General features: G+C 56.5%; 19 protein-coding genes and 3 pseudogenes. 14 read left to right on the forward strand and 8 right to left on the reverse strand.

Annotated elements, in window-relative coordinates; translation table 11 throughout:
• Window positions 1-207 (reverse strand): annotated as a pseudogene (locus C722_RS26525) (hypothetical protein); the annotation flags it as partial.
• 242 nt (window positions 208-449) lie between these two features.
• On the opposite strand from C722_RS26525, the pseudogene C722_RS24485 reads away from it, so the two are divergent.
• Both C722_RS24485 and C722_RS0101395 read left to right on the forward strand, forming a co-directional pair.
• Window positions 450-1099, forward strand: a pseudogene (locus tag C722_RS24485) (tyrosine-type recombinase/integrase); the annotation flags it as partial.
• Window positions 1100-1203: 104 nt separating this feature from the next.
• Window positions 1204-1455, forward strand: coding sequence for a hypothetical protein (locus tag C722_RS0101395; RefSeq protein ID WP_017638774.1), 252 nt, complete (start codon window positions 1204-1206; stop codon window positions 1453-1455).
• A 51-nt stretch (window positions 1456-1506) separates the two neighbouring features.
• Here the strand turns inward: C722_RS0101395 and C722_RS24490 are convergent, their stop codons facing one another.
• A complete protein-coding gene (locus C722_RS24490) occupies window positions 1507-2283 on the reverse strand; it encodes a cation diffusion facilitator family transporter (protein WP_017638775.1) in 777 nt (258 codons plus the stop codon).
• A 68-nt stretch (window positions 2284-2351) separates the two neighbouring features.
• On the opposite strand from C722_RS24490, the gene C722_RS0101405 reads away from it, so the two are divergent.
• From C722_RS0101405 to C722_RS0101420, 4 genes are all read left to right on the forward strand, one after another.
• Entirely contained in the window at window positions 2352-2783 is a 432-nt protein-coding gene (locus tag C722_RS0101405) for a helix-turn-helix domain-containing protein (RefSeq protein WP_017638776.1), read from the forward strand.
• Between the two features lie 360 nt (window positions 2784-3143).
• The gene (locus C722_RS26070; protein WP_132833186.1) at window positions 3144-4052 is read left to right on the forward strand and encodes a hypothetical protein; all 909 of its coding nucleotides are present in this window, start codon (window positions 3144-3146) and stop codon (window positions 4050-4052) included.
• A 229-nt stretch (window positions 4053-4281) separates the two neighbouring features.
• Window positions 4282-4518, forward strand: coding sequence for a hypothetical protein (locus tag C722_RS0101410; protein ID WP_132833187.1), 237 nt, complete (start codon window positions 4282-4284; stop codon window positions 4516-4518).
• A gap of 294 nt (window positions 4519-4812) precedes the next feature.
• Window positions 4813-5975, forward strand: a protein-coding gene (locus tag C722_RS0101420) for an IS3 family transposase (RefSeq protein ID WP_085984295.1) whose coding sequence is annotated in 2 segments (ribosomal slippage) — window positions 4813-5068 and window positions 5068-5975 — 1164 coding nt in all. Because the reading frame shifts where the segments join, the coding sequence is not laid out codon by codon here.
• Window positions 5976-6711: 736 nt separating this feature from the next.
• On the opposite strand, the gene C722_RS24495 is transcribed toward C722_RS0101420, so the two are convergent.
• Entirely contained in the window at window positions 6712-6960 is a 249-nt protein-coding gene (locus C722_RS24495) for a hypothetical protein (RefSeq protein WP_026083568.1), read from the reverse strand.
• A gap of 24 nt (window positions 6961-6984) precedes the next feature.
• Between C722_RS24495 and C722_RS24500 the strand changes: the two genes are divergently transcribed.
• The 4 genes from C722_RS24500 (at window position 6985) to C722_RS0101450 (ending at window position 12779) form a co-directional block, all read left to right on the forward strand.
• Window positions 6985-9579, forward strand: a complete 2595-nt coding sequence (locus C722_RS24500; protein WP_231893092.1) for an ATP-binding protein — start codon at window positions 6985-6987, stop codon at window positions 9577-9579.
• Window positions 9580-9817: 238 nt separating this feature from the next.
• A complete protein-coding gene (locus C722_RS25395; RefSeq protein WP_017638783.1) occupies window positions 9818-11860 on the forward strand; it encodes a PAS domain S-box protein in 2043 nt (680 codons plus the stop codon).
• Window positions 11861-11953: 93 nt separating this feature from the next.
• A complete protein-coding gene (locus tag C722_RS0101445) occupies window positions 11954-12322 on the forward strand; it encodes a response regulator (protein ID WP_017638784.1) in 369 nt (122 codons plus the stop codon).
• Between the two features lie 88 nt (window positions 12323-12410).
• Window positions 12411-12779 carry a response regulator gene (locus tag C722_RS0101450; RefSeq protein WP_017638785.1) on the forward strand — a complete coding sequence of 123 codons (369 nt, stop codon included), beginning with the start codon at window positions 12411-12413 and terminating at the stop codon, window positions 12777-12779.
• Here C722_RS0101450 and C722_RS25585 read toward each other — a convergent pair.
• Window positions 12776-14143 (reverse strand): IS3 family transposase, encoded by a 1368-nt coding sequence (locus C722_RS25585; RefSeq protein ID WP_017638786.1) that lies wholly within the window; start codon window positions 14141-14143, stop codon window positions 12776-12778. The two genes, C722_RS0101450 and C722_RS25585, sit on opposite strands and share 4 nt — an antisense overlap.
• On the opposite strand from C722_RS25585, the gene C722_RS0101460 reads away from it, so the two are divergent.
• A complete protein-coding gene (locus C722_RS0101460) occupies window positions 14142-14708 on the forward strand; it encodes an AAA family ATPase (protein ID WP_017638787.1) in 567 nt (188 codons plus the stop codon). The two genes, C722_RS25585 and C722_RS0101460, sit on opposite strands and share 2 nt — an antisense overlap.
• Entirely contained in the window at window positions 14692-15348 is a 657-nt protein-coding gene (locus tag C722_RS26075; protein ID WP_074585320.1) for an HNH endonuclease, read from the forward strand. The genes C722_RS0101460 and C722_RS26075 overlap by 17 nt, the downstream gene beginning before the upstream one ends.
• Before the next feature lie 325 nt (window positions 15349-15673).
• Here the strand turns inward: C722_RS26075 and C722_RS26875 are convergent, their stop codons facing one another.
• On the reverse strand, window positions 15674-15862 hold the full coding sequence (locus C722_RS26875) for a LysR family transcriptional regulator (protein ID WP_081348011.1): 189 nt from the start codon (window positions 15860-15862) through the stop codon (window positions 15674-15676).
• Between the two features lie 1170 nt (window positions 15863-17032).
• Between C722_RS26875 and C722_RS0101465 the strand changes: the two genes are divergently transcribed.
• Together C722_RS0101465 and C722_RS24520 are read left to right on the forward strand one after the other, a co-directional pair.
• Window positions 17033-18328 (forward strand): OprD family porin, encoded by a 1296-nt coding sequence (locus tag C722_RS0101465; RefSeq protein WP_231357420.1) that lies wholly within the window; start codon window positions 17033-17035, stop codon window positions 18326-18328.
• A gap of 196 nt (window positions 18329-18524) precedes the next feature.
• Window positions 18525-19673, forward strand: a pseudogene (locus C722_RS24520) (IS3 family transposase).
• Window positions 19674-20189: 516 nt separating this feature from the next.
• Here the strand turns inward: C722_RS24520 and C722_RS0101480 are convergent.
• The 3 genes from C722_RS0101480 to C722_RS0101490 all read right to left on the reverse strand — a co-directional run bounded on the left by C722_RS0101480 (window position 20190) and on the right by C722_RS0101490 (window position 24912).
• Window positions 20190-20399: a hypothetical protein gene (locus C722_RS0101480; RefSeq protein ID WP_017638791.1), complete on the reverse strand. Its 210-nt coding sequence runs from the start codon at window positions 20397-20399 to the stop codon at window positions 20190-20192.
• A gap of 91 nt (window positions 20400-20490) precedes the next feature.
• The gene (locus C722_RS0101485; protein WP_017638792.1) at window positions 20491-23628 is read right to left on the reverse strand and encodes a CusA/CzcA family heavy metal efflux RND transporter; all 3138 of its coding nucleotides are present in this window, start codon (window positions 23626-23628) and stop codon (window positions 20491-20493) included.
• Between the two features lie 9 nt (window positions 23629-23637).
• Complete coding sequence (locus C722_RS0101490; protein WP_017638793.1) at window positions 23638-24912, reverse strand: efflux RND transporter periplasmic adaptor subunit; 1275 nt, start codon at window positions 24910-24912, stop codon at window positions 23638-23640.
• Window positions 24913-24926: the final 14 nt, after the last annotated feature.

Here is a 24926-nt window from a genome sequence, read left to right on the forward strand (position 1 = left end):
TTGATGTACCTCTCGCGAGCTTTGCACACGTAAGGACACGCGAATATCCCGCTCCGCTAGATCAAATTCCGCCAGCGCCCGAGGCGTGAAGGTATTGCCGACCACGGGATGCACCGCAATGGCCAGCCTTCCAGTACCGGATTGCTTCAGGCTCTTGATCCGGTGCTCGATGGCATCCATGCCCACGAACAGCTTATCGTCCACCATCAGGGCGTGCGCTTCCTCGGTTGCGACCAGCCGGCCACCCGTTCGGTGAAAGAGCTGGATTCAGTCGCTCCGACCATTCCCTTGTTTCTGGTTGCCCCAAGTGGTACTAAAAACAGCCTCAAAAGCCCGCCCAGTGCGGGCTTTGTTGTTTCTGGTGGTTCCATGTAGTCTCTGGTCATTCCACCGCACCGTGTATGCCGATGTGTATGCCGCGGGAAAATTCGAACCAAAGGCATACAAGGATGAAGCGCCAGGACATCAAGCGTCGCTCCCTCTCCGATACCACCCTCTCCAGCCTCGAGCCTGAAGCCGCTGTCTACCGCGAGCAGGATGGCAACGGCCTGTACTTCCGCGTCAAACCCAACGGCCAGAAAAGCTGGGAGCTTCGCTACAACAAGCCCGACGGCAAATGGTCTTGGCTTGGCCTGGGCGCCTACCCTGCCGTGACCGGTGCCGCCGCCGCACCAAGGCTGCGGAGCTGAAAGCCGAGGCCGCCAGCGGCAAGAGCCCTATGGTGACCAAACGTGAGCGCAAGGCCGCCGAGGCGCTGGCCGCAACCAACACCTTCGAGAAGCTGGCTCGCGAGTGGTATGACGCTCGCAAGCCGCGCTGGGAGGAAGGCACCGCCCGACGAATCATCGGCGCCCTCGAGCTGCATGTCTTCCCGGCCTACGGGCCGCGTCCCTTCACCGACATCATGCCCATCGAGTGGATGGAGTTTTTAAGGGGCATGGAGCGCAAAGGCATCATCGACCAGATGGGCAACGTGCGCCGCTTCTGCAAGGAGATCTACGACCTTGCCAGGGTCACCGGGCGGGCCACGCACAACCCGCTTGAAGGGCTGCACCGGTTCTTGCAGACCAAGCCGGCCAAGAACTACGCCCACGTCTCGCCGCCGCGTCCGCTGCGATGTTCGCAAGCGACGAGGGCCGCGCCTGGCTACAGCTGGCAGGACGTCAGCAGGCACGGCACCTCCGCGCAGTCCTAGGCGAAGGGATGGTCGCTAGCAGCGATTGCGAGCAAGCGGCCCGAGGACGCTTCGAACGTTTGCTGGCAAAGCTGGTGGACGCGGCTGGGATCGGGCTCGAGCCGGCCGACACAGATCCGCACGAACAGGCGCTGCAGGTGCTTCCCGCCGTAGCCTACGAACTCACGGGCCAGGAAGCATCGAGTCCCACAATGCTCGCCCGGAAGCGGGCCAACCTACTTGTGCTGCTCGAGGAGAAAGGCCAGCAGCGCACCGCCTAGCTCTTCCTGGCCAGCGACAGGCCGCCTACGGGCGGCCTTTCTCATTCGACGTCATTCGCCACACCTGCCATTGGAGGAGCAGCAAGCAGCTACCGAAGCGCGATGTTCAGGCTCAGCGATGACAGCTAGCGCCTTACTTCCGCAGCATGAAGGCGCAGGGTTATCTTGCATTGAAGCGGGTCGTGCCTCCTGTGGCCGTGCAACCTGCCCTTCCGCACCACGGCGCCATGCGCCGTAGGCTTCACGACTAACCTGCCAAGCCGAGTGCAGGAACAGCGCGGCGATGGCAAGGCCGACCAGGACGTCTGGCCAGAGGCTGCCAGTGACAGCCACCAGGACGGCGGCCAGCACCACGCTGGTATTGGCGACCAGATCGTTCCGTGAGCAGATCCAGGTGGACCTCATGTTGAGATCGTCCGCCCGATGGCTGTACAGCAGATAGAAGCAGTAGGTGTTGGCCAAGAGTGCAACAAGTCCGACAGTGCCCATCCAGTCAGCCTGGGGCACCTCCTGCAAGATCACCTTGCGCACCGCGTCCGCAATCACCAGCACGCCGAACAGCAGCATGAAGCCACCTTTCACCAGGGCAGCACCAGCGCGTGCTCTATCGCTCCGATGCAACACGAACAGCGTCAGGGCATAGACCGAGGCATCGCCGAACATGTCCAGGGAATCCGCTAGCAGCGCCGTCGAGCCGGCCAGCCAACCGGCAGTGAACTCCACCCCGAACATGACAGCATTGACCGTCAGCACGATGTAGAGGACTCGACTCTGCCGACTCCGCAGCTGAGCCAGCTCACCAGCCTTGTTTTCGCAGCAACTGTCCATGGCAACCTCTCTGCAACACTCAGGATTTGGCTTAGGCTGAGGGTTATAGTCACTATAAGGTCAATGCCATGAACGCTTCTGCCTACACCATCGGTCAGCTAGCGAAGGCCACGGATACCAAGACCGTCACCATCCGCTACTACGAAAAAGAAGGCTTGCTGCCGACCTCGATGCGCTCAGCATCTGGCTACCGGCTGTACGGCCCGGCCGAACGGGATCGGCTGCTCTTCGTCAGACGTGCCCGCACCCTGGGCTTCAGCCTTGAAGAAGTCCGTGAGCTACTCGGCCTGGCGGATCGGCAGCAGGCGCCTTGCGATGCCGTGGATAGTCTGGTTGCAGAACACCTACGACAGGTGCGGCAGCGCCTTGCCGACCTGCAAGCCCTAGAGGGCGAATTGCAACGTCTATTGGCGTGCTGCCACGGCGGGACCATATCGGAATGCCGGATCATCGAATCCTTGGCTGGCGTCTCGAAAGCAGAGGGTTTGGCGGTGCCCTGACGGCGGCCGACAAGCGTTGCGTTCCCAGGTGAACGCCACCGGCCACCACAGCCTTATCACCTGGCGCGCGCTGTTGTCCTCCCGCCACACCTGCGGGCTAAATGTGTCGGTTTTTCTGCACCCCTGCAGGACGAACGTTTCCACATGGGACGTGGCTTAGACTATTGTTTGATAGGCAACGAAAAACCTGCAAAACCCTGCACCACCATGGGATTTTCCGTCGCCGCTCACCAAAGCGGATTCAATCTGCACGATGATGAGCGCCTCGATGAAGCAACCGTATAGGCAGCTATCTAGGATAGACCTAACAGTTATCGAGAGGTACCAACGGCCCTAATATTGGCATAGCAAGGGATCAGAATGGGACGCATCATCGAATTCCCCTTTGAAGATAGGTTTATACCGCTAGCAGAGAAGAGCCTATTTGAAGATGAAAACTGCTTTTCAATTATTATTGGAAGAAATGGTACAGGAAAAAGCAGACTCTTAAGCGAAATCGTCTCTAATTACTCAAAAATGATTGACGAGAAAAGCACTTATTTTTTTCGTGCCAATGACTTTATTCCATCAAAGATTTTGGCCGTATCAACTAGCCCTTTTGATAAATTCCCCAGCGTACCCAGGAGCAAAACTACTAGCTTCCGCTCAATATATTCTTATATTGGCATGCGCAGCTCCGGCATGTATGCGACGAATGCCATGGCCTTGATGTCATCAGCCACCAAAGGACTAATAAACAAGTATCTAGAGTCTGAGAGACACGAAAATTTAAACGAAATATTCAGACTATTGAAAATTGAGGCAAAACTAAGCTTTGTTTTCAAATTAAACATAAACAGAAAAATTGCTATAAAGGATCCCGAAAACCCGGATCAAAGATACTTTGTCGACTACGAAGATGTAGGGATATTGCTTACGGACACCCGTGGCAACGCAATAGACGATAGTTTTGAAGAAATACTTGAAGATCGCATATTTGAAAACTTTAGATCTTTACCGCAAGAGATAAAAAACGACATAGCACATGCTCTGAATTACACAATGGAAAGGCTGGACACCAAGAGAGACAGCCTATTCAAACTAGACTTTGACTATATAAGCAGATACCGAGAAGGATTTATTGACAAGCATTTCGCTATGGCTGTGCTAACTTTGCTAAATCACAACATAGTAAAACTTTTTGATTTAAAAATCTGGAAAGAACACGAGCCCGGTGACACTCGAGAATTGTCCCTAAGAAGGGCCAGTGAAGTGACCCCCGAAAGTTAGACATCGGGATCGAGCTTCATCGATCGAGTTACTCAAAGCAAGGGGGCTCTCCCAGCAAGGGCATCACCGCCGACGGCCATCCAGCGCATGACTGTTCATGGAAAACAAGTCGTTGCCTCCATTCCTACCTGCTTTTTGCGATAGCTCGTTGCGACCTATCCGTTCTCGACTAGCCTGATATAGCGTGATGTCGACTGAGGGCTAGAAGATGGATAGCTTACGAGAGCGCTTGGAAGCCCTGGACCCACCGGTGAAATCATTTTTGGATTGGCGCGCTGACGGCTGGCTCGTGTGCTTGGTGGATCCCTCGGTGCCCGCGATGGTATCCCGCGTCATCGAGTGGTCAATCATGAAAGATATTGGCCAGACCAATATGATCATCCTGCATGCGGTCAATGAGTTGCGGCGCAAAGGGTCGCATCTCCCACTTGAGGCCGATACGGCTCTCTTGGCAAGCCGAATGTGAGCGCCCTAGGCCCAGAAGAAAAAGGCCAGAACTCCCGTGCTGGCCTTGGCTCAATGCCTTGGGGGCTGACCGAGCCCAAAGCCTAAGTATAGATTGATCAGAAAATCGCGCGACGCAGATGGCGGCGTGCTAACTGGCGGAGATGTAGGCCTATTTAGACGCTTCTGACTTTCTGGGATTTAGCTGCAATAGACGGGCCTGAAACTGTTTCTCGGCCTCTAGGGCTGCACTGTAGTGGTCCACTCACCCCGGACACCTTTTTAGGCGAAGATGATCGCCACACAGAGGTGTTCCATGAGCAAACAACGTCGTTCTTTTACGCCCGAGTTCAAGCGCGAGGCCGCAGGTTTGGTACTGGATCAGGGCTACAGCTGTATCGATGCAGCCCGTTCGCTTGGGCTGGTCGAGTCGGCACTACGCCGATGGGTCAATCAACTGCAGGCAGAGCGCGGCGGAGTCACACCGGCGAGCAAGGCCCTTACGCCCGAGCAGCAGAAGATCCAGGAGCTGGAAGCGCGGATCAATCGCTTGGAGCGGGAGAAATCGATCCTAAAAAAGGCTACCGCGCTCTTGATGGCCGAGGAACACGAGCGCTCGCGTTGATCGATCAGTTTCGCAGCGAAGCGCCTGTCGAACTGCTGTGCTCGGTATTTGAAGTCACCCGCTCGTGCTACTACGCCTACCGTCGCAGGCAGCGCTCACCGGACATTGCCCGGCTAGCGTTGCGGGTGCGAGTGGGCGAACTCTTTACCCAGAGTCGCCGCGCGGCTGGCAGCCGAAGCCTCACGCATCAACTGCGTGAAGAAGGCATCGTGATTGGGCGATTCAAGGTGCGTGCGCTGATGAGCGAGATGGGCTTGGTCAGCAAGCAGCCTGGCGCGCCTGTCTGCAGACGGAAAACCGAAGAACGGCCAGACATACCCAACAGACTGGAGAGAACCTTCGAGACTTCGTCACCGAACCAGGTGTGGTGTGGCGATATCACCTATGTCTGGGCGCAGGGTCGCTGGCATTACGTCGCGGTAGTCATGGACTTGTTTGCCCGTCGCGTCGTGGGCTGGGCGTTTTCCGCCACGCCTGATGCTGATTTGGTCATCCAGGCCTTGGACAGGGCTTACGAGCAGCGCGGTCGGCCTCGAGAGGTGCTCTTTCACAGCGACCAGGGGAGCCAATATGGCAGTCGACGCTTTCGCCAGCGGCTTTGGCGCTACCGCTTCAACCAGAGCATGAGTAGACGAGGTAACTGCCTGGACAACTCACCCATGGAGCGGCTGTTCCGTAGCCTCAAGACGGAATGGATACCAACCCAGGGTTACCTGAGTGCTACGCAGGCACAACAGGACATCGGTCGGTTCCTGATGCAACGCTACAACTGGCAACGGCCGCATCAGTTCAATGGCGGGCTACCGCCCGCCATTGCCGAGGAACGACTTAAACCAGTGTCCGGGATTAGTTGACCACTACACACCTACACTTCATGCCGTGAGCAGGCGGGCTTACGTCCCCAGTGGCAGTGTTGTGTCAGGGTGCAGTCTACGCAAGGTGACTACCGGCGCTCAGCCTAGATAGCTACCAAAAGTCATAAAAAGATGAGAGCAGTGCAATCCCAATCACTAGGTTTCCTAGTACCAAGACAGCAGTAGCTAGACGGCTGTCGGGATCTCTCACCAGGCCGAGCCCTGCGTGGCTCGGGTCGAGGGGCTCCTTTCCGTGAGAGTCTCATCCTCGTCCGGCCGCTCAGCCAGGTAACGCTTTCCAAGCCCACTGATCACTTGCTCCCTGGAGCAGGCATCAGCGCATATTTGGTCCTTGAGCGTGATGCTCAGATTAGGGTGAAGCATGTTACCTAAGCGGAGTTCTTTGTCGCCGATAGTCATAGTCGTCTCGATATAGCATGGATTCTCAGGCGGTAAAGGCTTTGGGTAGACACAGCTTGTGCATGGGGAGTGCAGCCCTACGGATTCAAAAGTGCTCAGCTTGTGAACACGATCGGCGAAGCTGTCGAGACAGCTGCGGTGAGTGATCACCTTCTATGCCTAAACGTGACCTGACTGAGGGTCATCAGTGGACGGGCCCGTTCTGACTCGACCCACAAGATCTGTAGCGCTATCATCTAAGAAAGCGATGATCGCGATAACCATAATGGCCGCATGCCAGCAAGCCTGCTGATAGATGCCACCAATCCTGCTTCCCCTACCTAATGATCGTGCAGCCTTTGCCATGGCGGGCTTTGTCGCTTACAGGGATCAGGCGCTTGATTTGAAGAGGCTTGAACTGCACTTTCGGCAAGCGCTTGCCTATCTGTCCGCCTTGAACGATGTGCAAGCCATCGTCGCAGAAAATCTTCACGCGTTCGCCCCGGTGCTCGACAGGCTCTGCCGCTAACCCTTTCGTCGTTTGGGTTCGCTCGATTTGCTGTGAAGCCGCTTTTTTCTTGATCATCCATCTCACCTGAGAGCTACTGCCGTGCTCGATCACACGCTTCCGTATCTGCCTGACAGTGAGATGGTCACCGCCTTGCGCGAGCATGACTGGTCCGCTACTCCGCTGGGGAGGCTCGAGGATTGGCCTGCGTCCTTGCAATCCAGTGCTGCCCTGATGATCAGCACGGCTAGCCCGATGTTCATTGTGTGGGGAGATAGCCTTACCTATCTCTACAACGACGCCTGTGCGCCTATTCTCGGTTTGCGCCATCCGGCTGCCTTTGGCCAGAGCTTCCGAGACGCTTGGCCGGAGGTTTGGCCGGAGCTTGCGCCCTTGGTCGCGCGTGCCTACGGCGGCGACGCCTTTACGCAGAGTGATCTTCCATTGCGTCTCGAGCGCCTGGGCTACGCCGAAGACGCCTTTTTCACCTATTTCTGGACTCCTATTCGTCTGGATGACGGTACGGTAGGCGGCTTTCTAGGCGGCTGCATTGAAACGACGAGGCCGGTTCAGCAGCAACAAGCATTGGAGAGCGCCAACCAGCAGCTCTGCCTGCAGATCCAGACCGGCCAGGAGGAGCGAGATCGGCTCAAGTCACGTGATTTTCTGAACGTATTCAAGGATCGCATCCGGGATCTGGATGACCCGCTCGACATGGCGGCCATGGCCGCTCAGGTGATGGGAGCGCGGCTTGATCTTCAAGCCGCGGCCTATGCGGTCATGGATGAGGACGGCGTCTATGTCCACGTTGAGCGGGACTGGACGGCTGGAAGCGGCACGCGCTTGGCCGGCCGCTACCTCTTCGAGGAGTACGGCTCCTATGTGGAGGATCTGCGCCGGGGTCAGACTGTGGTCATCGATGACGTGGCGTTGGATCCTCGCACTCACGATCAGGTCACTCAGTTCTCGGCCATCAACGTCCAGAGCTTGATTAACTTTCCGATGATGGAGCGCGGCCGCTTTGTCGCCGCGTTTTTTGTCGTGTGCGCACATCCCCGGCAGTGGCGAGAGGATGAGATTGCCTTCGTCAGGGATATCGCTGAGCTCACGCGCTACGCCGTCGAGCGCCGACGGGCCGAGCAGCGCTTGCAGGCGTTGAATGCGACGCTGGAACAACAGGTGGTGCACCGAACCCGCGAGCGTAACCGGGTCTGGGAAACCACCAACGACCTCATGGGTAGCGCGACCGTGTCAGGCTACCTCAAGATCGTAAACCCGGCCTGGCAGCAGCTGCTGGGGTGGAGCGAGAGCGAGCTATTAAGTCGTCCCTTCATCGATTTTGTAGATCCCGAGGATCACCCTGGCGCGCTACAGGTATTAGAGCGTCTGGCTCAAGGCGAGACCATCACGGGCTTCGTAGACCGCGTCATCACCCGTGAGGGTGAGCGGCGCACCATCATGTGGACCGCTGCGCCAGACCCTGGTACCGAGCTATTTCACTTTGTCGGCCGCGACCTGACTGACCAGCGTGAGATCGAAGAAGCCCTGCGTCAGGCGCAAAAGATGGAGGCAGTCGGCCAGCTGACGGGTGGATTGGCTCACGACTTCAACAACCTGTTGGCCGGCATCTCAGGATCACTGGAACTGATGGCCGCGCGGATCAGCCAAGGCCGCGTCAATGAGCTGGATCGGTATCTCACAGCCGCCCAGGGCGCCACGAAGCGCGCCGCGGCGCTGACTCATCGCCTGCTCGCCTTTTCGCGTCGGCAGACGCTCGCCCCCAAACCGACCGATATCAATCAGCTGGTCAGCGGTATGCTCGACCTCATTCAGCGTACGGTCGGGCCCGCTATCGAGGTGCAAAGCGTCGGCACCTGCGGGCTGTGGCCGGCGCTGGTTGATGCGTCGCAGCTAGAAAATGCCCTGCTCAACCTCTGTATCAATGCGCGGGATGCCATGCCCAGCGGTGGCAAGATCACCATCGAAACGGGCAATCGCTGGATTGATCAACGCGGTGGCCAAATGCACGACATTCCGGCCGGTCAGTACCTGTCGCTGTGTGTTTCGGACAATGGCTCGGGCATGTCCAAGGCTACTATGGCCAAAGCCTTCGACCCCTTCTTTACCACCAAGCCGTTGGGCATGGGGACGGGGCTGGGCCTATCGATGATCTATGGATTCGCCAAACAATCTGGAGGCCAGGTTCGCCTCTACTCCGAGGAAGGCGATGGCACCATGGTCTGCATCTACCTGCCTAGGTATGTCGGCAAAGCTGATGTTGACGTCATAGCAGGTCATCTCGGCGAGCGTGAGACCGCGAGTACGGGTGAAACCGTATTGGTGGTAGACGATGAGCCCACGGTGCGCATGCTGGTTACAGAGGTACTGGAGGAGTTGGGCTACGTCGTGATTGAAGCCGCCGACAGTATCTCCGGACTCAAGGTGCTGGAGTCGGATGTGCGCATTGATTTGCTGGTGTCCGACGTCGGCCTGCCGGGTGGCATGAATGGCCGGCAAATGGCCGATGCTGCACGGACCAGTCGACCTGATCTCAAGGTCCTGTTCATCACCGGCTTTGCCGAGAATGCGCTATTCAACAACGGCCAATTGGAACCGGGCATGTCGGTGCTGACCAAGCCCTTCGCTATGGACGTCTTGGCCGCGCGCATGCGGGAGCTCATCGGGACGCCGCCATGATGCAGATGCCGTCGAGTAAAGACAGTGGCATTGGCAACCCCTAATAATCATCTTAATCTGACCGCGTTCAGGCGATATTGCGCTTGAGCTGCCCCGTCAAGCATGCCGGTATCAGGCTTCGCAGCGCTGCCGGTTGGTGCACCTTCAACTTTAGCCGTCACTCGCTGACAAGGCGCTTTCTTTGGCTTCGGATCGAAACGCTCTCTCTCTCGACGAATTGCGTCGGGAAAATGCTGACTTGCGCAAGCGGCTCGATCGCGCCGAGCGCTCCAGTCGTCTTGTACTCGACAGCGCGCTGGACTACGCCATCGTCGTGGGTGATATGACCGGCAGAATCACGGACTGGAGCGCCGGCGCTCACCAGATTCTGGGGTGGTCACGGGACGAGATGCTGGGGAAATCCATGCACCGGTTCTTCACCGCTGAAGACCGCGATATGGGGGTGCCAGAGCGAGAGATTGGCCTAGCGATCAGTCAGGGACGAGCCATTGATGATCGCTGGCACCTGCGCGCCGATGGCGAGTGCTTCTGGGCCAGTGGCTTGATGATGCCCATGTGGGACGAGGGGCATCTCGTGGGTGTAGTGAAAGTCATCCGTGACCTGACGGATCGGGTCGAAGCGGAGCAGCGCCGGCAACTGCACACGGAACAGCTGGCTCAGCAATTCCAGCAGCTCGCAGAGAGCATCCCTCAACTGGTGTGGATCTCGGACGTCCAGGGCCGCGACCTCTATTTCAACCCTCAATGGGAGACATTCTCCGGCCTTTCGACCGAGCAATTGGTCAACAATGGCTGGCACTCACTTATCGCTGAGGAAGCGCGACAGCACATCGTTGCTGAGCGCGCACAGGCGATGGCTGACGAGCGCGACTGGGAGGCCACCTTCCAGATGCAGACCGTAGGTGAGGGGCCACACTGGTGCCTGTGCCGTGCCTTGCCCATCCGCAACCTAGAGGGAGAAGTCATCCGCTGGTTCTCGAGCTGTACAGACGTCGATGCGATACAGAGCCGCTCCACTCGTTTCGAGCAGGACGCCGTAGCGCTACGGTCCGTCAACGTCAGCCAGGAAGTCGCACTGGATCGAACACGCCAAGATTTGAGCGATGAACGACATACCCGCGAGTCCGCCGAGGATCAGGTGCGCCAGCTTCAAAAGATGGAAGCGGTCGGCCAACTCACCGGGGGTATCGCCCACGACTTCAACAACATGCTGACCGTCATCATGGGCGGCTTGAACATGCTGCAAGCCCGGTTACAGCGGGGCGACACCCAGGTGGATCGCTATGCTTATCTGGCCTTGGAAGGTACTACCCGCGCTGCGGAACTCACGCATCGGCTGCTGGCCTTTTCTCGTCAGCAAGTCTTGTCGCCGGAGCCGGTCGATCTCAATCGATTGGTCACCGGCCTCTCAGGTATGTTGCAGCGAACCCTGGGCAGTGCCTACCAGGTGGAATTCGTCCGGCACGCCGGGTTGTGGCTGACACAGGCCGATATCGGTAGCCTGGAGCAAGCCATCCTCAACCTGTGCGTGAACGCCCGGGATGCCATGGAAGACGGCGGCCGCATCACCGTTGAGACCGGCAACGTCTACATCGACGACTACTATGCAGGCCAGCACCAAATCGAGCCGGGCGAGTATGTCCTGGTGGCCGTGACGGATACCGGAAGTGGGATTGATGAGACGACGCTTAAGCGGGTGTTCGAACCTTACTTCACCACCAAGGACGTAGGCCGAGGCACAGGACTCGGGCTCTCGCAGGTTTATGGATTCGTCAAACAATCACTGGGCCACATCAAGCTCTACAGCGAGCTTGGGCATGGCACCGCGGTCAAGATCTACTTGCCGCGCTATCGGGGTGATGCCAAACCTACCGAGCGTTATGCTACTTCGACCGATGTCATTCCGGTCGCCCAGGAAGGCGAGCTGATCCTTGTGGTGGAAGACGATCCGCGGGTGCGCGTCATATCGGTCGAGTCCCTGATGGAGCTGGGTTATCAGGTGCTTGATGCCGACAGCGGCGCGATGGCGCTCAACCTGCTCACCCAGCATCCGGAGATCTCCTTGGTGTTTACCGATGTTGTCATGCCCGAGATGACGGGGCGTCAATTGGCCGATCAGATCGGCCTGTCGCAACCCTCTATGCGGGTGCTCTACACCACGGGCTACACCCGTAATGCCATCGTCCACAACGGGACGTTGGATCAGGGGGTCGCCCTGCTGCCCAAGCCCTTTACGCTGCGGGATCTGGCCGTCAAAGTCAGACAGGTGCTCGATAATTGACCATCCGTCAACTTCAAGCAACGGCACCAGCATCGGACGGTCTACCAGGCGTTGCCATCCAATATGTCGGCTGTAGCCTTCAAGTGATCAATTTTGCTCCCACTTCAGATTTTGGTCGTCGACGACGAACCGCTTTTGCTATTGCTTCTGTCAGAAATCGTCTCCGATATGGGCGCCACCGCCGTAACGGCTGACCGTGCCGACCATGGCTTGTCTTACCTAGAACAGCATGCCGGTGAGATCGCCTTGGTTGTCACTGACGTCATGATGCCCGGGCGGCTCAACGGCTTTGACTTGGCGCAGATCGTAGCGGACCGTTGGCCTGCGCTGCCGGTGGTGCTCACGTCCGGTTATAGCGGTACTGAGCATCACAGCCTGGCCCCTAACGCAGCCTTTATCGCCAAGCCCTGGACCTACCAGCAGATCGAAGAGGTCATTCGAGAGCGGTTGTCAGCAGCGTAGGTGCCGTTGATACCAGCAACACCGGTGATGAGGTAAGTCCTCAAGGCACCTGTTAAAATGAGCGTTTGACCTCACCCTTGAGCAGCTGATGCTGAACCTTACGGCTATACGTGTTGTGGTGGTGGAGGACAATCTGACGCTGGGTCAGATTCTGGATGATTTCCTGAAAGAGAACGGCGCGACGCTCCACCACTTCGCCAGCGGCGATGATGCTCTCGTTGCTGTCCTAGGCGGCCTGCGTCCTGACTTGCTCATTACCGATCACCTGATGCCTGGACAGCTTAAAGGGGCAGAGCTTGCCCAGATGCTCTTGAGCCGCTGGCCGGACATGCCGACGATCATCACGACAGGTTATGAGTACTCGGTGAGTGCCGAGCTTCCCGCCCACGTCGTCTTTCTGCAAAAGCCTTGGCTGTACGAAGATCTCGAGAGAGCGATACGGCAAGCGCTCCACTAGCTACAGTCATCGCGGGCTGCCGCTTTTGCCTTGCGGTATCCGACGGGACTGCGGCCTCCCAGTAACAGCTTGATGCGCTCGTGATTGTAGTAGTGGATATAGTCTCGAATTGCCGCCGCTAACTGTTGCACTGTGGCAAATTTTGCGCAGTGAAAGAGCTCGGATTTCAGCACTGCGAAGAAGCTTTCCATCGCTGCATTGTCGAGACAATTGCCTCGCCTGGACATGCTCTGGGTAATGCCATGCTGGCGAATCGTCTGTTGGTAGGCAGGGTATTGATAGTGGCAACCCTGATCGGAGTGAATCAGCGGTTTCTCGTCAGGTCGAAGCGTTTTTATTCCGCTCTTCAACATTCGCAAGACCATATTGAACGTCGCGCGCTCACTTATCTCATAAGCCACGATTTCTCTATTGAATAGGTCAAGGATCGGCGACAGGTAAAGCCGATCTTGATTGACGCGAAACTCGGTAATATCAGTCGCCCATCGCTGATTGGGCTGCGGTGCGGTGAAGCGCCGCTCTAGAAGGTTGGGGGCAACGTAGGACTCAGGCCCTGTGAAGGGGCGGTAACGACGACGTCGCAACGTGCACTTCAAAGACATTTCGCCCATCAAACGTTGTACCGCTTTGTGATTGATCTGCTGCCCTTCGTTGCGTAATGCCTGGGTGATTCGACGATAGCCATAGCGACCCCGATGACAGACGAACATCGCTCGGATGCTCTCCTTGCGCGCATGCTGTTTGTCCGGTTGGCGTGCAACGTTGAGGTGGTAGTAAAAGCTGCTTCGAGGAAGCCCTGCCCCTTTGAGAAGCGCATCAAGCGGATACCGTGACCGTAGCTCCTGCACGATAAGTGCCTTCTGCCGATTGTCCAAATCGCTGTCTTTGAGACCCAGGCTCATGGCCTTGCGCAGGAAAACGTTTTTCACCTGCAGATAGGCCACCTGCCTTTCCAGCTCTAGGACGGGGCTTGCGACGTTGGACTTGAAAGCGGATGGATCTGGAGTGGGAGAAAGGGGCAAGGCATCACCTCTACGTTTGCTGGCCAACCCCTCGATACCATACTGCTGCCACGCGTTGACCCAGCGCTGCATTTGGGAGCGATTGAGGTTGAACCGCTCGCTTGCCCGTCGGATGGATAGCCCTTCGACGATCTGCCGTACAACCTCAATCTTAAAATCGACATTGTGGTACCGATAGCGCTGCTGTAGACCTACTTTTCCGTGACTGGCGTAGGTGCCAATCCACCCCTTTACCTGTACCACGCTGACGCGGTGCTCTTTGGCAAGTTGGCCGTAGGTGCGGTCTCCCCTTTGATACTGGGCGACGATCTTCATTTTGAAAGGAAGGGAATACTTGGGCATGGGCACCTCCAAGGTGGTGTCCAGCTTTCGGGGGTCACTTCACAGCTCCGGCGAACAATGCATGCTCGTAATGACACTAGGCATTGCCGGACAGATCGAACATCGATCCTTGATATTAATAGATGAGCCGGAGATCAGCTTACATCCAGCTTGGCAGGAACAGTTCATAAAAACTCTAACGACTGTTTTCTCTCAATACAAAGAGTGCCATTTCATAATAGCAACGCATTCACCCCAGATTGTTTCTCGACTTTCTGCCGAAAACTGCTTCATAACAGTGATTGACGAAAACAAACTCCATCGATCAAATGATTACCTAGAAAAATCCGCAGATTATCAGCTGGCAGAGCTTTTTGACGCACCTGGGATAATGAACGAGTACATCACCAGATTAGCGTTTTCATTGCTCACAAAAATCAGATCGGAAAAAACCATATCCGACCAGATAAAAGCCGAGATGAGAAAGCTACAGACAATGCAGCGCAAACTGGAAGCAGCGGATCCAAATTTTGAGCTGATCAACACTGTTGTGGATGTGTGCCAATACTATGCCACTGATAAATAACCATTATATTTTAGACGATGAGGATAAACAGATAATTAGCGATTTAGTCGCACAAGAGGGACACAACCATAAAGACTGGTCTAAAGATGAGCTAATGAAGTTACGCAGTAAAGTCCGTGAATTTTACCGTCTTGAGCAGAAAGGAGTATGTCCTTACTGCAAGGGAACTTTGTCCGTAACTGCCGCAGGAAACGCGACTGTGGAGCACATATTGCCAAAATCGAAGCATGTAGCGTTTCTATTTGAACCCAAAAATCTATGTGTTATCTGCGCAGACTGCAATCTTGCAAAAAATGATAAAGCCATTCTAAACGAGGAAGAAACGGAAACTCTTAACGGGGATGCTACAAATTATCCAAAATCCTCTGAGCGTTTCAAAATTGTTCATCCGTCGATAGACGAATACGACGAGCATATAAAGGTACATCGAAACAAGCTTTACTCCGACAAAACTGACAAGGGCTGGTTTACAATCGGCATCTGTAAGCTTAACAGATACACCAGAAAATTCGGGTTTGAGCCTGAAGCATTATCAGACTACGCACTATTCGAGCAACTACAAAAGTTCAAGGATGGAAGTGAGGCGGAACGCGATGAAGTAATGAGAAAGCTCAGAGCATTAATCCCCACAAACACGTAAGCCCTGTAAAATTGAATGACCATAACAGACAATGAGGATTGTGATATTTAGCAAATTCTTATTAATCAGCAATCATACTGCGGAGTTACTCCCGACGCTCATTTCAAATTAAGCCACCAAAGAGTCACACAGAAATTCTCTAGCTTATAATAAACTTAATTAATTATTAAAATTTGTCTTTAGTCGTTGTGGACCACAGAAGCAATGGCTGTCACTCGAATAGACCGCAAGCAGCCACGTTCTAACAAAGATTCGGTTCCTTCCACGAAAAGAAAAGACCTTGGAACCATCAGATCCAGCTCAGCTTATCAGCAACCGTGTATGCCTACTTGTATGCCTCGCCACCCGACGCCCAGCCAAGAGCAGTCATTAAGCGGCCTTCAAGGTTAAGTGTTGACGTAGTCGCTGTTTCTAACTTGCGAATCGCCTGGCTGACAGCGGGCTGGCTTACGCTCAATACCCGTGCCGCCTTGCTGGTGCTGCCAGCGTTCTCGATTAACTTTATTACACCTATCTAAACCTCTTATATTAAAGCCATAGTGTCAGTATAACTTAATCTCAAGCGACACTCGTATCACATAGTCACCAGCTATTCGATGCTACTTCATAGCTTTCTGAATACATGCCACAGCTATCTATACAACTTTAAGAGACCGTACTGAGCATGTGATACTTATAGAAAATGCCGACATTAGTCCGATGACCGTACCCATAGTATGATCGAGACGATGGATCAGTATCAGCTAATAGGCAATCTTTAGACACCCTATTTCATCTGCCTCCGAAGAATCAAAAGATGTGCAGATTGATAACCGAAGCCACTCAATTATCAGTTTTTTTGTTAAGCTTTGTATTCTCTTTTTCTGTTAATGCTCGATGATAAGCACGATCTCTATCAACCCTACCTTGGTCCGCGCGGAATTGCTCGTTTCGTTGTATCGACCGCTCTGCGCCATCAGCAGCGTACAGCAAGCTAGATACGGAAAAAAGGAGCGTTACAAAAGCCATTTTTGCTAAAATCATAATTTAAGCCCTTAGGTTTTAACTCTGAAAACCAAACCACTTCAACTGACTCTAGGTTAAGTTGAGGGAGAATTTACAAGATTATCAGCCTTCGACAGGCTAATTAATAACCAGAGGCACAGCCAGCAAAACTGGCTGTAGCCGTCAACGAATCAATGACCTCAACTTTTTAAATATCTAATTCGTATTATCCTGAAACCGCGCATCAACAACATGAAACCTTTCAGACTTGAATGGCACCCGAACCCTCCCATCGGCCCCACTACTAAGTAAACGATTTACACGCTCGGCATCAGCGGGAATGCTTGGATAGCGACTACTAGCAACGTTAGCCGCCGAGACAAAAGAAGAAAAAATAAGCAAAGAACCTAAGACCGCCTGTTTATATCTCACAACGGCACCTCTATCATTTGAGTTAGTCGAAATCCAAAACCTTGACCTTACTTTACCTAGAACGCATATCGAGAGAATGACGTTGCAATTACAAAACTGTTATGAATGAGAACTCGATATTAAGATTACAAAATTGTAATTTAGCAGCAATCGTCCTGAAAGGATTACTCTTTGAAAATCACAGGACTAACAAAAAATACATCAGTATCGACCTGCCTCACCCCAAAGGAGCACCGTCTTGCAAACCAACGTTATAAAGACCTTAATAATTCCATTTATTTTTATACCGCAGGTAGTGAGTGCGAATTCAGCTTCAGAAAACTCTGGAGGCTTCTTAGAAGATAGCTCACTTTCAATTATGAATCGGAACTATTACTTCAATAGGGATTTTAGAAAGGGCCAAGCAAACTCTGCAGGCAACGGCTACTCTGAAACTTGGGCGCATGGTCTATTAGCCTTTTATAGATCAGGATATACACAAGGTACCGTAGGCGTTGGGGTAGACGCAGTTGGGCTTCTTGGCCTACGTTTAGACAGCGGAAGGGGCCGAACGGGCCAGGGCGGTAGCGTTAACTTGCTTCCCGCAGACGCGAACGGTGATCCCACGACCGAGTACTCCAAATTACTTGGCGCCGTAAAGTTGAAATTCTTAGATACTGAGGTAAAGCTTGGCGACGTATTCCCTACTACACCTGTTGTGCATTTTGGCGACTCACGCCTACTTCCACAAAGCTTTAAAGGCATTACCGCAACGAACAACAGCTTCGACGCCATAACTATTAATGGCGGGCGTTTACACGCCATGAGCCAGCCGCAGCAAAGCGAGACGGGAAGTGATTTTGTAACCTTCTATGCTGGTCAAGTGAAGTCGTCTTACCTTTCTTACCTCGGCGGTGAGTACAAGATAAATGAGTACCTCACAAGCAGCCTCTATACAAGCAAGTTAGATAATTCCTGGCGCCAATACTATTTTGGATCCATCGCCAGCTATCCTATTAACGATAATCTAGCTCTAACAGCGGGGTTAAACTTCTATAGATCGGTCGACGACGGTAGAAAGTTTCTTGGGGAGTTTTCCACAAATATCTGGAGTGTTAGCAGTGGCATTGTAGCGGGTGCGCACTCTATAACCATGAGCTACCAGCAAAACAACGGGGACAACGATTTCGACTACCTGAGACAATCTGACTCAATTTACCTTAACAACTCCATTCAGTATAGTGACTTCAACTCCCCGAAAGAGCAGTCAGTTCTTTTACGCTATGATATAAACCTTGCGCAGTATGGGATTCCTGGGCTAACTCTGATGGCCCGATATGGGAAGGGCTGGAATGCGGACTACTCGAACGCAAACTCCGTATATATGCGGCGTGACGAGAATGGTCTACCATTACAAAACCAACATCGCTGGGAGCGTGATATAGAGGCGCGCTATGTAGTGCAGAGCGGACCTGCGAAAGATCTATCATTCCGGTTGAGACAAGCTACCACGCGCGCAAGCAAGTTTGAGTCAGACCTAGATGAAATCAGGATCATTACCGAATACCCCCTCTCCCTGCTTTAATTGAAATTTATTTACGTACATCTTTGTTCTCCTTTGGTTAGGGTGTACGTCTTAGGGTGCCAATTGGCACCCTTTTTTTGGGTCTAATTTCTGGGAATAGCCGCGCAGCTATGATAGTTAACCTATCGCCCAACTGAATCGCCTCTAGTTTCGTAGACACCTCCAAGCTTCATAATGACGCCCATTAGGAGGTGCTATGAGCGACCAACGTTACCCCGAAGAATTCAAAATCGAAGCGGTCAAGCTAGTGACCGAGCGTGGCCTCCCCGTTACTGAGGTAGCGGCGCGGTTGGGCATGTCGGTGCATAGCCTGTATGCCTGGATCATGCGCTACGGCAAGCCCTAAGAACAGCGGCAGCAAAAAGACGATCAGCATGCCGAATTGCGTCGTTTGCGCGCCGAACTCAAGCGGGTGACCGAAGAGCGAGACATTTTTAAAAGGCCGCCGCGTACTTTGCCAAGGAGTCCGGCTGGAGTAGGCCTTCATCAGCTAGCTGTCGGTGGAGTACCCGGTGCGACGTCTCTGCCAGACGCTCCAGGTGCATCCCAGCGGTTACTACGCCAGGCTGGCCGAGCCGAAATCCGTACGCGCCAAGGAAGATCAGCTCCTGCGCGGATTGATCAAGCATGCCTGGTTGGAAAACGGTGGAGTTTACGGCTACCGCAGGGTCCACAACGATCTGCGTGAGCTGGGGGAGTCCTGTTGCCGGCACTGTGTGGCTCGCCTGATACGGGAAGAAGGGCTGCGCTCGCAGACCGGCTATCGTCAGCGCCCCGGCTACTACGGCGGCAGGCCGACGGTGGCCTCGCCCAATCGCCTGGAGCGGCAGTTCGACGTCGGTGAACCGAACAAAGTCTGGGTCACCGACATCATCTACATCCGTACCTATGAGGGTTGGTTGTACTTGGCGGTGGTGCTGGATCTGCTTTCACGCCAGGTAATTGGCTGGTCGATGAAACCACAGATGTGCAGCGACTTGGCCATTGATGCGTTGCTAATGGCGGTGTGGCGGCGCAAGCCCAAGCAGGAAGTGATGATTCACTCTGACCTTGGCAGCCAGTTCAGCAGTTCGGACTGGCAGATTTTCCTCAAGGCCAACAGCCTGATCAGCAGCATGAGTCGACGCGGCAACTGCCACGACAACGCGGTGGAGGAAAGCTTTTTCCAGTTGCTGAAGCGCCAACGCATCCGACGAGAAACCTACGGCACCCGCGAAGAAGCCCGTAGTAATGTGTACGATTACATCGAGATGTCTTATAACCCTAAACGATGGCACGGCAGCGCTAGGCAGCTATCGCCATAGAGTTTGAGAAACGCTATTTCCAGAGCTTGGAGAGTGTCTAGGAAAGCGGGGCCGATTCACATCGGCGCCATCGATGCAGCCGGTGCCTAACTGCCGCTACTCATGTCGATTAAAATTTTTGGTTCGCCAAGCCTGTACAATCGAATTTTTATGCGCATCGCCCCCCTTGTGATGATGGAGATCTGCTTCGTGTCTTCACGCGGCTCAAGCCGCGGCAGATATCAAAAATCTGACGCTACACTTCGATGGGTGCTTCTATGTCCTAATTAATACGACGCGAGCGCGGCACTAGCAGGTCAGTACGTTGGGGCCTATTGACCAACCAGACGGACGGAACGAAGTGAGATCGGAGATGCTTCCTTGCCGTTTAGCATTCTTGATCAGCTGCAACACTGTGCCTCTCATGCTCGTATGTCCCTAGCGCTATCTAGTTGGCCACCCTGCCTGTCCTTGAGCCTAGGCATTCGAGTACGGTACTTCTGCTTAAAAACTTACCATACCCTCAGTCAGAGCCTAAAAAGCCACAAGCGACAAAATGCCAATTTTGGCTGTTAAAATTAGTCGGTCTTTTTAATTGTATCTTGCTTACCTGACTGATTGACCTCCTCCGCCACCATCTCATGCGTCTCTCGATGCTGCTGGAGCGCCGCTTGGCGCTCTCGAAAATTTTCGTTGTGCGAGATCGAGCGCTCGCTGCCGTCTGCGGCATAGCTGAGGTTCGCAACAACGAGGGTGGCGGCAAACAGGGCAGTTTTAAGGAACGTCATGGTGTTTCTCCTTCTAGGGTGCAGTGTGGGTATGAGAGCCACTCTAGAGGGGCGCGGCTAACGCCAGGATGAGCCGCGCATTACAATCCTGTCATCCTTCCCCGGGCTGTTCGCGACGGCGCAGGACACTGTGGTAGAGCGCGGGCAGGACCAGCAACGTCAGGGCGGTGGAAGACAGGATGCCGCCGATCACCACGGTCGCCAGCGGCCGTTGTACCTCTGCGCCGGTGCCCGTCGCCAGGGCCATGGGAATGAAGCCCAGCGAGGCCACCAGCGCAGTCATCAGCACCGGCCGCAGGCGGACCAGCGCCCCCTCGCGCACGGCGATGTCCAGCGGCTTGCCCTCCTCCAGCAGGCCACGGATGAAGGAGATCATCACCAGGCCATTGAGCACCGCGACGCCCGACAGCGCGATGAAACCCACGCCTGCCGAGATCGACAGGGGAATGTCCCGCAACCACAACGCCAGCACTCCGCCCGTCAAGGCGAAGGGAATACCGGTAAAGACCACGAGGCCGTCGCGCAGATTGCCGAACATCATGAACAGCAGCACGAACACCAGCAGCAAGGCCACCGGCACCACGAGTTGCAGGCGGGCGGCGGCAGCCTGCAACTGCTCGAATTGGCCACCCCAACTGGTCCAGTAGCCTGCGGGAATCCGTACCTGGTCCGTAATGGCGGCGGTGGCATCCGCCACGAAGCTACCCAGGTCCCGATCGCGAACATTGGCACTGACGATCACCAGGCGCTTGCCGTCTTCACGGCTGATCTGATTCGGCCCCAGCACCGTTTCCAGGCGCGCCACATCGGCCAGGGGAATGAACTCGACGCGGCCTTCCACCGCTGGCAATGGAATGGGCAGGCGCGCCAGCACCGCCGGATCGCTGCGCAGCGTTTCCGGGAGGCGGATCATCAGATCGAAGCGGCGATCACCCTCGAAAAGCGTGCCGGCCTTGCGTCCGCCGAGCGCCGTGGCAATCACATCCTGGATGTCACCGACATTGAGGCCATAACGCGCGGCTCGCTCACGATCGATCTGCACGCTCAGCAGCGGCAACCCCCCGGTCTGCTCCACCTTCACCTCGGCGGCGCCGGTGACCTTCTGCAACACCCTGGCAATCTCCGCAGCGGTCTTGTTCAGCACCGCCATGTCGTCGCCGAAGACCTTGACCGCCACATCGCTGCGCACGCCGGAAATCAGCTCGTTGAATCTCAGCTGGATCGGTTGCGACAACTCGTAATTGCTACCGGGTACACGCGCCGCCGCTGCTTCCAGCTCGGCCATCAGCTGCTCGCGGGACTTGCCTGGATCAGGCCACTGTGCCTGCGGCTTGAGCATCACGTAGCTGTCGGAGATGTTCGGCGGCATCGGATCTGCGGCGATCTCCGCGGTCCCGGTCCTCGCGAATACCCGCTCCACCTCGGGTACCTGATCCAGGATGGAGCGCTCCAGGCGTTGCTGCATGTCCACCGATTGCCCCAGGCCGGTACCGGGCACCCTGAGCGCCTGCAGCGCGAAATCACCCTCGCTCAAGCTAGGTACGAATTCACTGCCCAGGCGCAGCGCCAGCAGCACCGTCAGCACCACGCTCAGGCCAGCGCCGGCGAACACCAGTGGCCGCCGACGCATGGCTGCATCCAACGCGACGGCATAGCCGCGCCGCGCCGCGCTCATCAGTCGATTGTCCTTTTCCTGCACGCGACCCGTGACGAACAGCGCCACGGCCGCCGGGACGAAGGTGATGGACAGCAGCATGGCACCCAGCAAGGCGATCACCACGGTAAAGGCCATGGGATGGAACATCTTGCCTTCCACACCCGTCAGGGCGAACACCGGCAGATAGACCACCATGATGATCAGCTGCCCGAAGATCAGCGGTCTGCGCGCCTCGCGGGCGGCGGCGAACACTTCCTGGAAGCGCTCCCTTCGATCGAGTACCCGACCGTGCCGTTCCTGGGCATGAGCCAGCCGGCGAATGGCATTCTCCACGATCACCACGGCGCCATCGACGATGATGCCGAAGTCGAGCGCACCCAGACTCATCAGGTTGGCGCTGACCCGATTCGCGGCCATGCCGCTGAAGGTGAAGAGCATCGACAGCGGGATCACCAGCGCGGTGATCAGCGCCGCGCGCAGATTGCCGAGGAAGACGAAGAGCACGGCGATGACCAGCAGCGCACCCTCCACCAGATTCTTGCGTACCGTGGCGATCGCCTTGTCCACCAGCGTGGTGCGGTCGTACACGGCGACCGCCTGCACGCCTTCCGGCAGGTTGCGGTTGATCTGCGCCAGGCGCCCAGCCACCGCCAGGGCCACCTCGCGGCTGTTCTCGCCCACCCGCATGAAGACGGTGCCGAGCACCGCCTCTTCGCCATTCTCGGTAGCCGCCCCGGACCGCAACTCCTGCCCTACCCCGACCGTGGCCACATCCCGGACCCGTACCGGGGTACCGTCCACCGTCGCCAGCACGATGGTGGCGATGTCCTCGACGGAGGCGAGCTGCCCCGGTACCCGAATCACCAGCTGCTCCCCGGCGCGCTCGATGAAACCGGCGCCGACATTGGCGTTGTTCCGCTCCAGCGCCACCGCCAGTTGTTCCAGGGTGATGCGATAGCCGGCCAGGCGCTTGGGATCGGGCGCGATCTGATACTCCTTGGCGTAGCCGCCAATGGTGTTGACTTCCGCCACCCCGGGTACGGTACGCAACTGGGGTTTGACGATCCAGTCCTGGATCTCGCGCAGATCGGTGAGCGTATAGGCTTCGCCGTCAGCCCGGCGCGCCTGAGGCGCGGCCTTCACTGTCCAGAGGAAGATTTCCCCGAGCCCGGTGGACAGCGGCCCCAGATTGACCTCCACGCCCTCCGGCAGGGCTTCGCGCGCCCCCTGGAGGCGCTCGCTCACCTGCTGGCGAGCGAAGAACAGATCCGTCCCATCGGCGAAAATGACGCTGATCTGAGCAAAGCCCGAGCGCGACAACGACCGGGTCCGCTCCAGCCCGGGCAGGCCGGCCATGGCCGTTTCCAGCGGATAGGTAACCCGCTGTTCGACCTCCAGCGGCGAAGCGCCCGGTACTTCCGCGTTGATCTGTACCTGGACGTTGGTGATGTCCGGCACCGCATCGATGGGCAGGTGGCGATAGCTGTAGATCCCCAGGGCGGCGATGCCGAGCGTGGCGAGCAGCACCAGCCAGCGCTGCTCGATGGCGAAGCGAAGAATACGTTCGAACATGATGCGCCCTTAGTGGGAGTGCTCGGCCGAGCCCTTGCCCAGTTCCGACTTGAGAATGAAGCTGCCGCGGTCGGCCACTACCTGGCCGGCGCTCAAGCCCTGACGAATCTCGGTGCGCTCACCGTCCCGCACCCCGGTGACCACGGGGGTCGCCTGAAATCCGTCCGCCGTCCGGACGAACACCACGGGGCGATCCTCCACGACATGCACGGCGCCACTGGGCACGCCGAGTACCTTGGCCTTGCGCTCGTCAGCGAGCCGTACCGTGACGAACAGACCCGGGCGCCAGGCGCCGGCCGGATTGGCCAGGGTGACGCGGGCGGTCGCCGCCCGGGTCTGCTCGCCCAGCAGATTGCCGACATGCGCCACGGTGCCCTCGGTGCGACTGTCCAGCTCTCCTGCAACCACCTCCACCTGTCGGCCAACGGTCACTCGATCGAGGTCACGCGCCGGAACGGCGAACGTCGCCCACACGCGGGACAGGTCGGTGAGCGTGAACAGGTTGCTGGCTTCGTCCACTCGCTCGCCGAGGACCAGGTGCTTCTCCACCACCACGCCGTCGAAGGGTGCGCGCAACTCATAGCGACTACCGCCCTGAGCGGAGGCCGCGCCACCCAGAGCCTGAGCTTTCTGGCGGGCGTTGCGGACGGCGATCTCGGCTTCCTGCAGCGTCTGCCGCGCCTGCAGCAGATCCTGCTCAGCACTGATCCGCTCCTGCCAGAGGCTCTGCTCGCGGGCATAGAGGGTGCGCGCCAGCTGCAAACGCTGCTGTGCGGTCGCCAACTCGCTGCGCACCTCGGACAGCTGCTCGCTGGCGATGACCGCCAGCACCTGTCCCTTGCGCACCCGGTCCCCGAGATTGGCCTTCACCTCCTCGACGATGCCGGGGGTGCGAGACACCACGTGAGCGGTACGATCCTCATCGAAGCGAATTTCTCCGGGGAGACTCAAGGACGCGCCCACGCTGACCGGTGTGACCACCTGGGTCTCGATACCGGCCGCGCGAATCTGCTCCGCGCTCAGCTCGATCTCGCCTTCGGCATGCGTCTCTTCGCCCTCGCCATGGGCGCCCTCGTCTGCTGCCTGGCCGTCCTTTTCTGCGGCCAGAGCCGCGTGCGACGGGGCCGTTACCGCCTTGGCAGCGGCCGCCTTCGCCGGGGGTGCAGCGGATTCGGGATGGTCGTGGCCGGCACCCGCCTGCAGCGTACCGAACGGCAGCCCACTGCCGATTACCGCGATCAGCAGCGGCCGCAGCAGTCTCGGCCTGAATGAAATCATGGTCATGCAAGAACTCCGCA

Origin of the sequence: Pseudomonas sp. 313 (assembly GCF_000316965.1) — a bacterium.
Lineage (GTDB): Bacteria > Pseudomonadota > Gammaproteobacteria > Pseudomonadales > Pseudomonadaceae > Chryseomonas > Chryseomonas benzopyrenica.

Excerpts from the sequence above, each read along its gene's own strand:
- C722_RS0101395 (WP_017638774.1), top strand. The coding sequence starts at position 1,204 with ATGGTCGCTAGCAGCGATTGCGAGCAAGCGGCCCGAGGACGCTTCGAA.
- C722_RS24490 (WP_017638775.1), bottom strand. The coding sequence starts at position 2,283 with ATGGACAGTTGCTGCGAAAACAAGGCTGGTGAGCTGGCTCAGCTGCGG.
- C722_RS0101405 (WP_017638776.1), top strand. The coding sequence starts at position 2,352 with ATGAACGCTTCTGCCTACACCATCGGTCAGCTAGCGAAGGCCACGGAT.
- C722_RS26070 (WP_132833186.1), top strand. The coding sequence starts at position 3,144 with ATGGGACGCATCATCGAATTCCCCTTTGAAGATAGGTTTATACCGCTA.
- C722_RS24495 (WP_026083568.1), bottom strand. The coding sequence starts at position 6,960 with ATGATCAAGAAAAAAGCGGCTTCACAGCAAATCGAGCGAACCCAAACG.
- C722_RS0101450 (WP_017638785.1), top strand. The coding sequence starts at position 12,411 with ATGCTGAACCTTACGGCTATACGTGTTGTGGTGGTGGAGGACAATCTG.
- C722_RS0101460 (WP_017638787.1), top strand. The coding sequence starts at position 14,142 with ATGGGCACCTCCAAGGTGGTGTCCAGCTTTCGGGGGTCACTTCACAGC.
- C722_RS25585 (WP_017638786.1), bottom strand. The coding sequence starts at position 14,143 with ATGCCCAAGTATTCCCTTCCTTTCAAAATGAAGATCGTCGCCCAGTAT.
- C722_RS26075 (WP_074585320.1), top strand. The coding sequence starts at position 14,692 with ATGCCACTGATAAATAACCATTATATTTTAGACGATGAGGATAAACAG.
- C722_RS0101480 (WP_017638791.1), bottom strand. The coding sequence starts at position 20,399 with ATGACGTTCCTTAAAACTGCCCTGTTTGCCGCCACCCTCGTTGTTGCG.
- C722_RS0101485 (WP_017638792.1), bottom strand. The coding sequence starts at position 23,628 with ATGTTCGAACGTATTCTTCGCTTCGCCATCGAGCAGCGCTGGCTGGTG.
- C722_RS0101490 (WP_017638793.1), bottom strand. The coding sequence starts at position 24,912 with ATGACCATGATTTCATTCAGGCCGAGACTGCTGCGGCCGCTGCTGATC.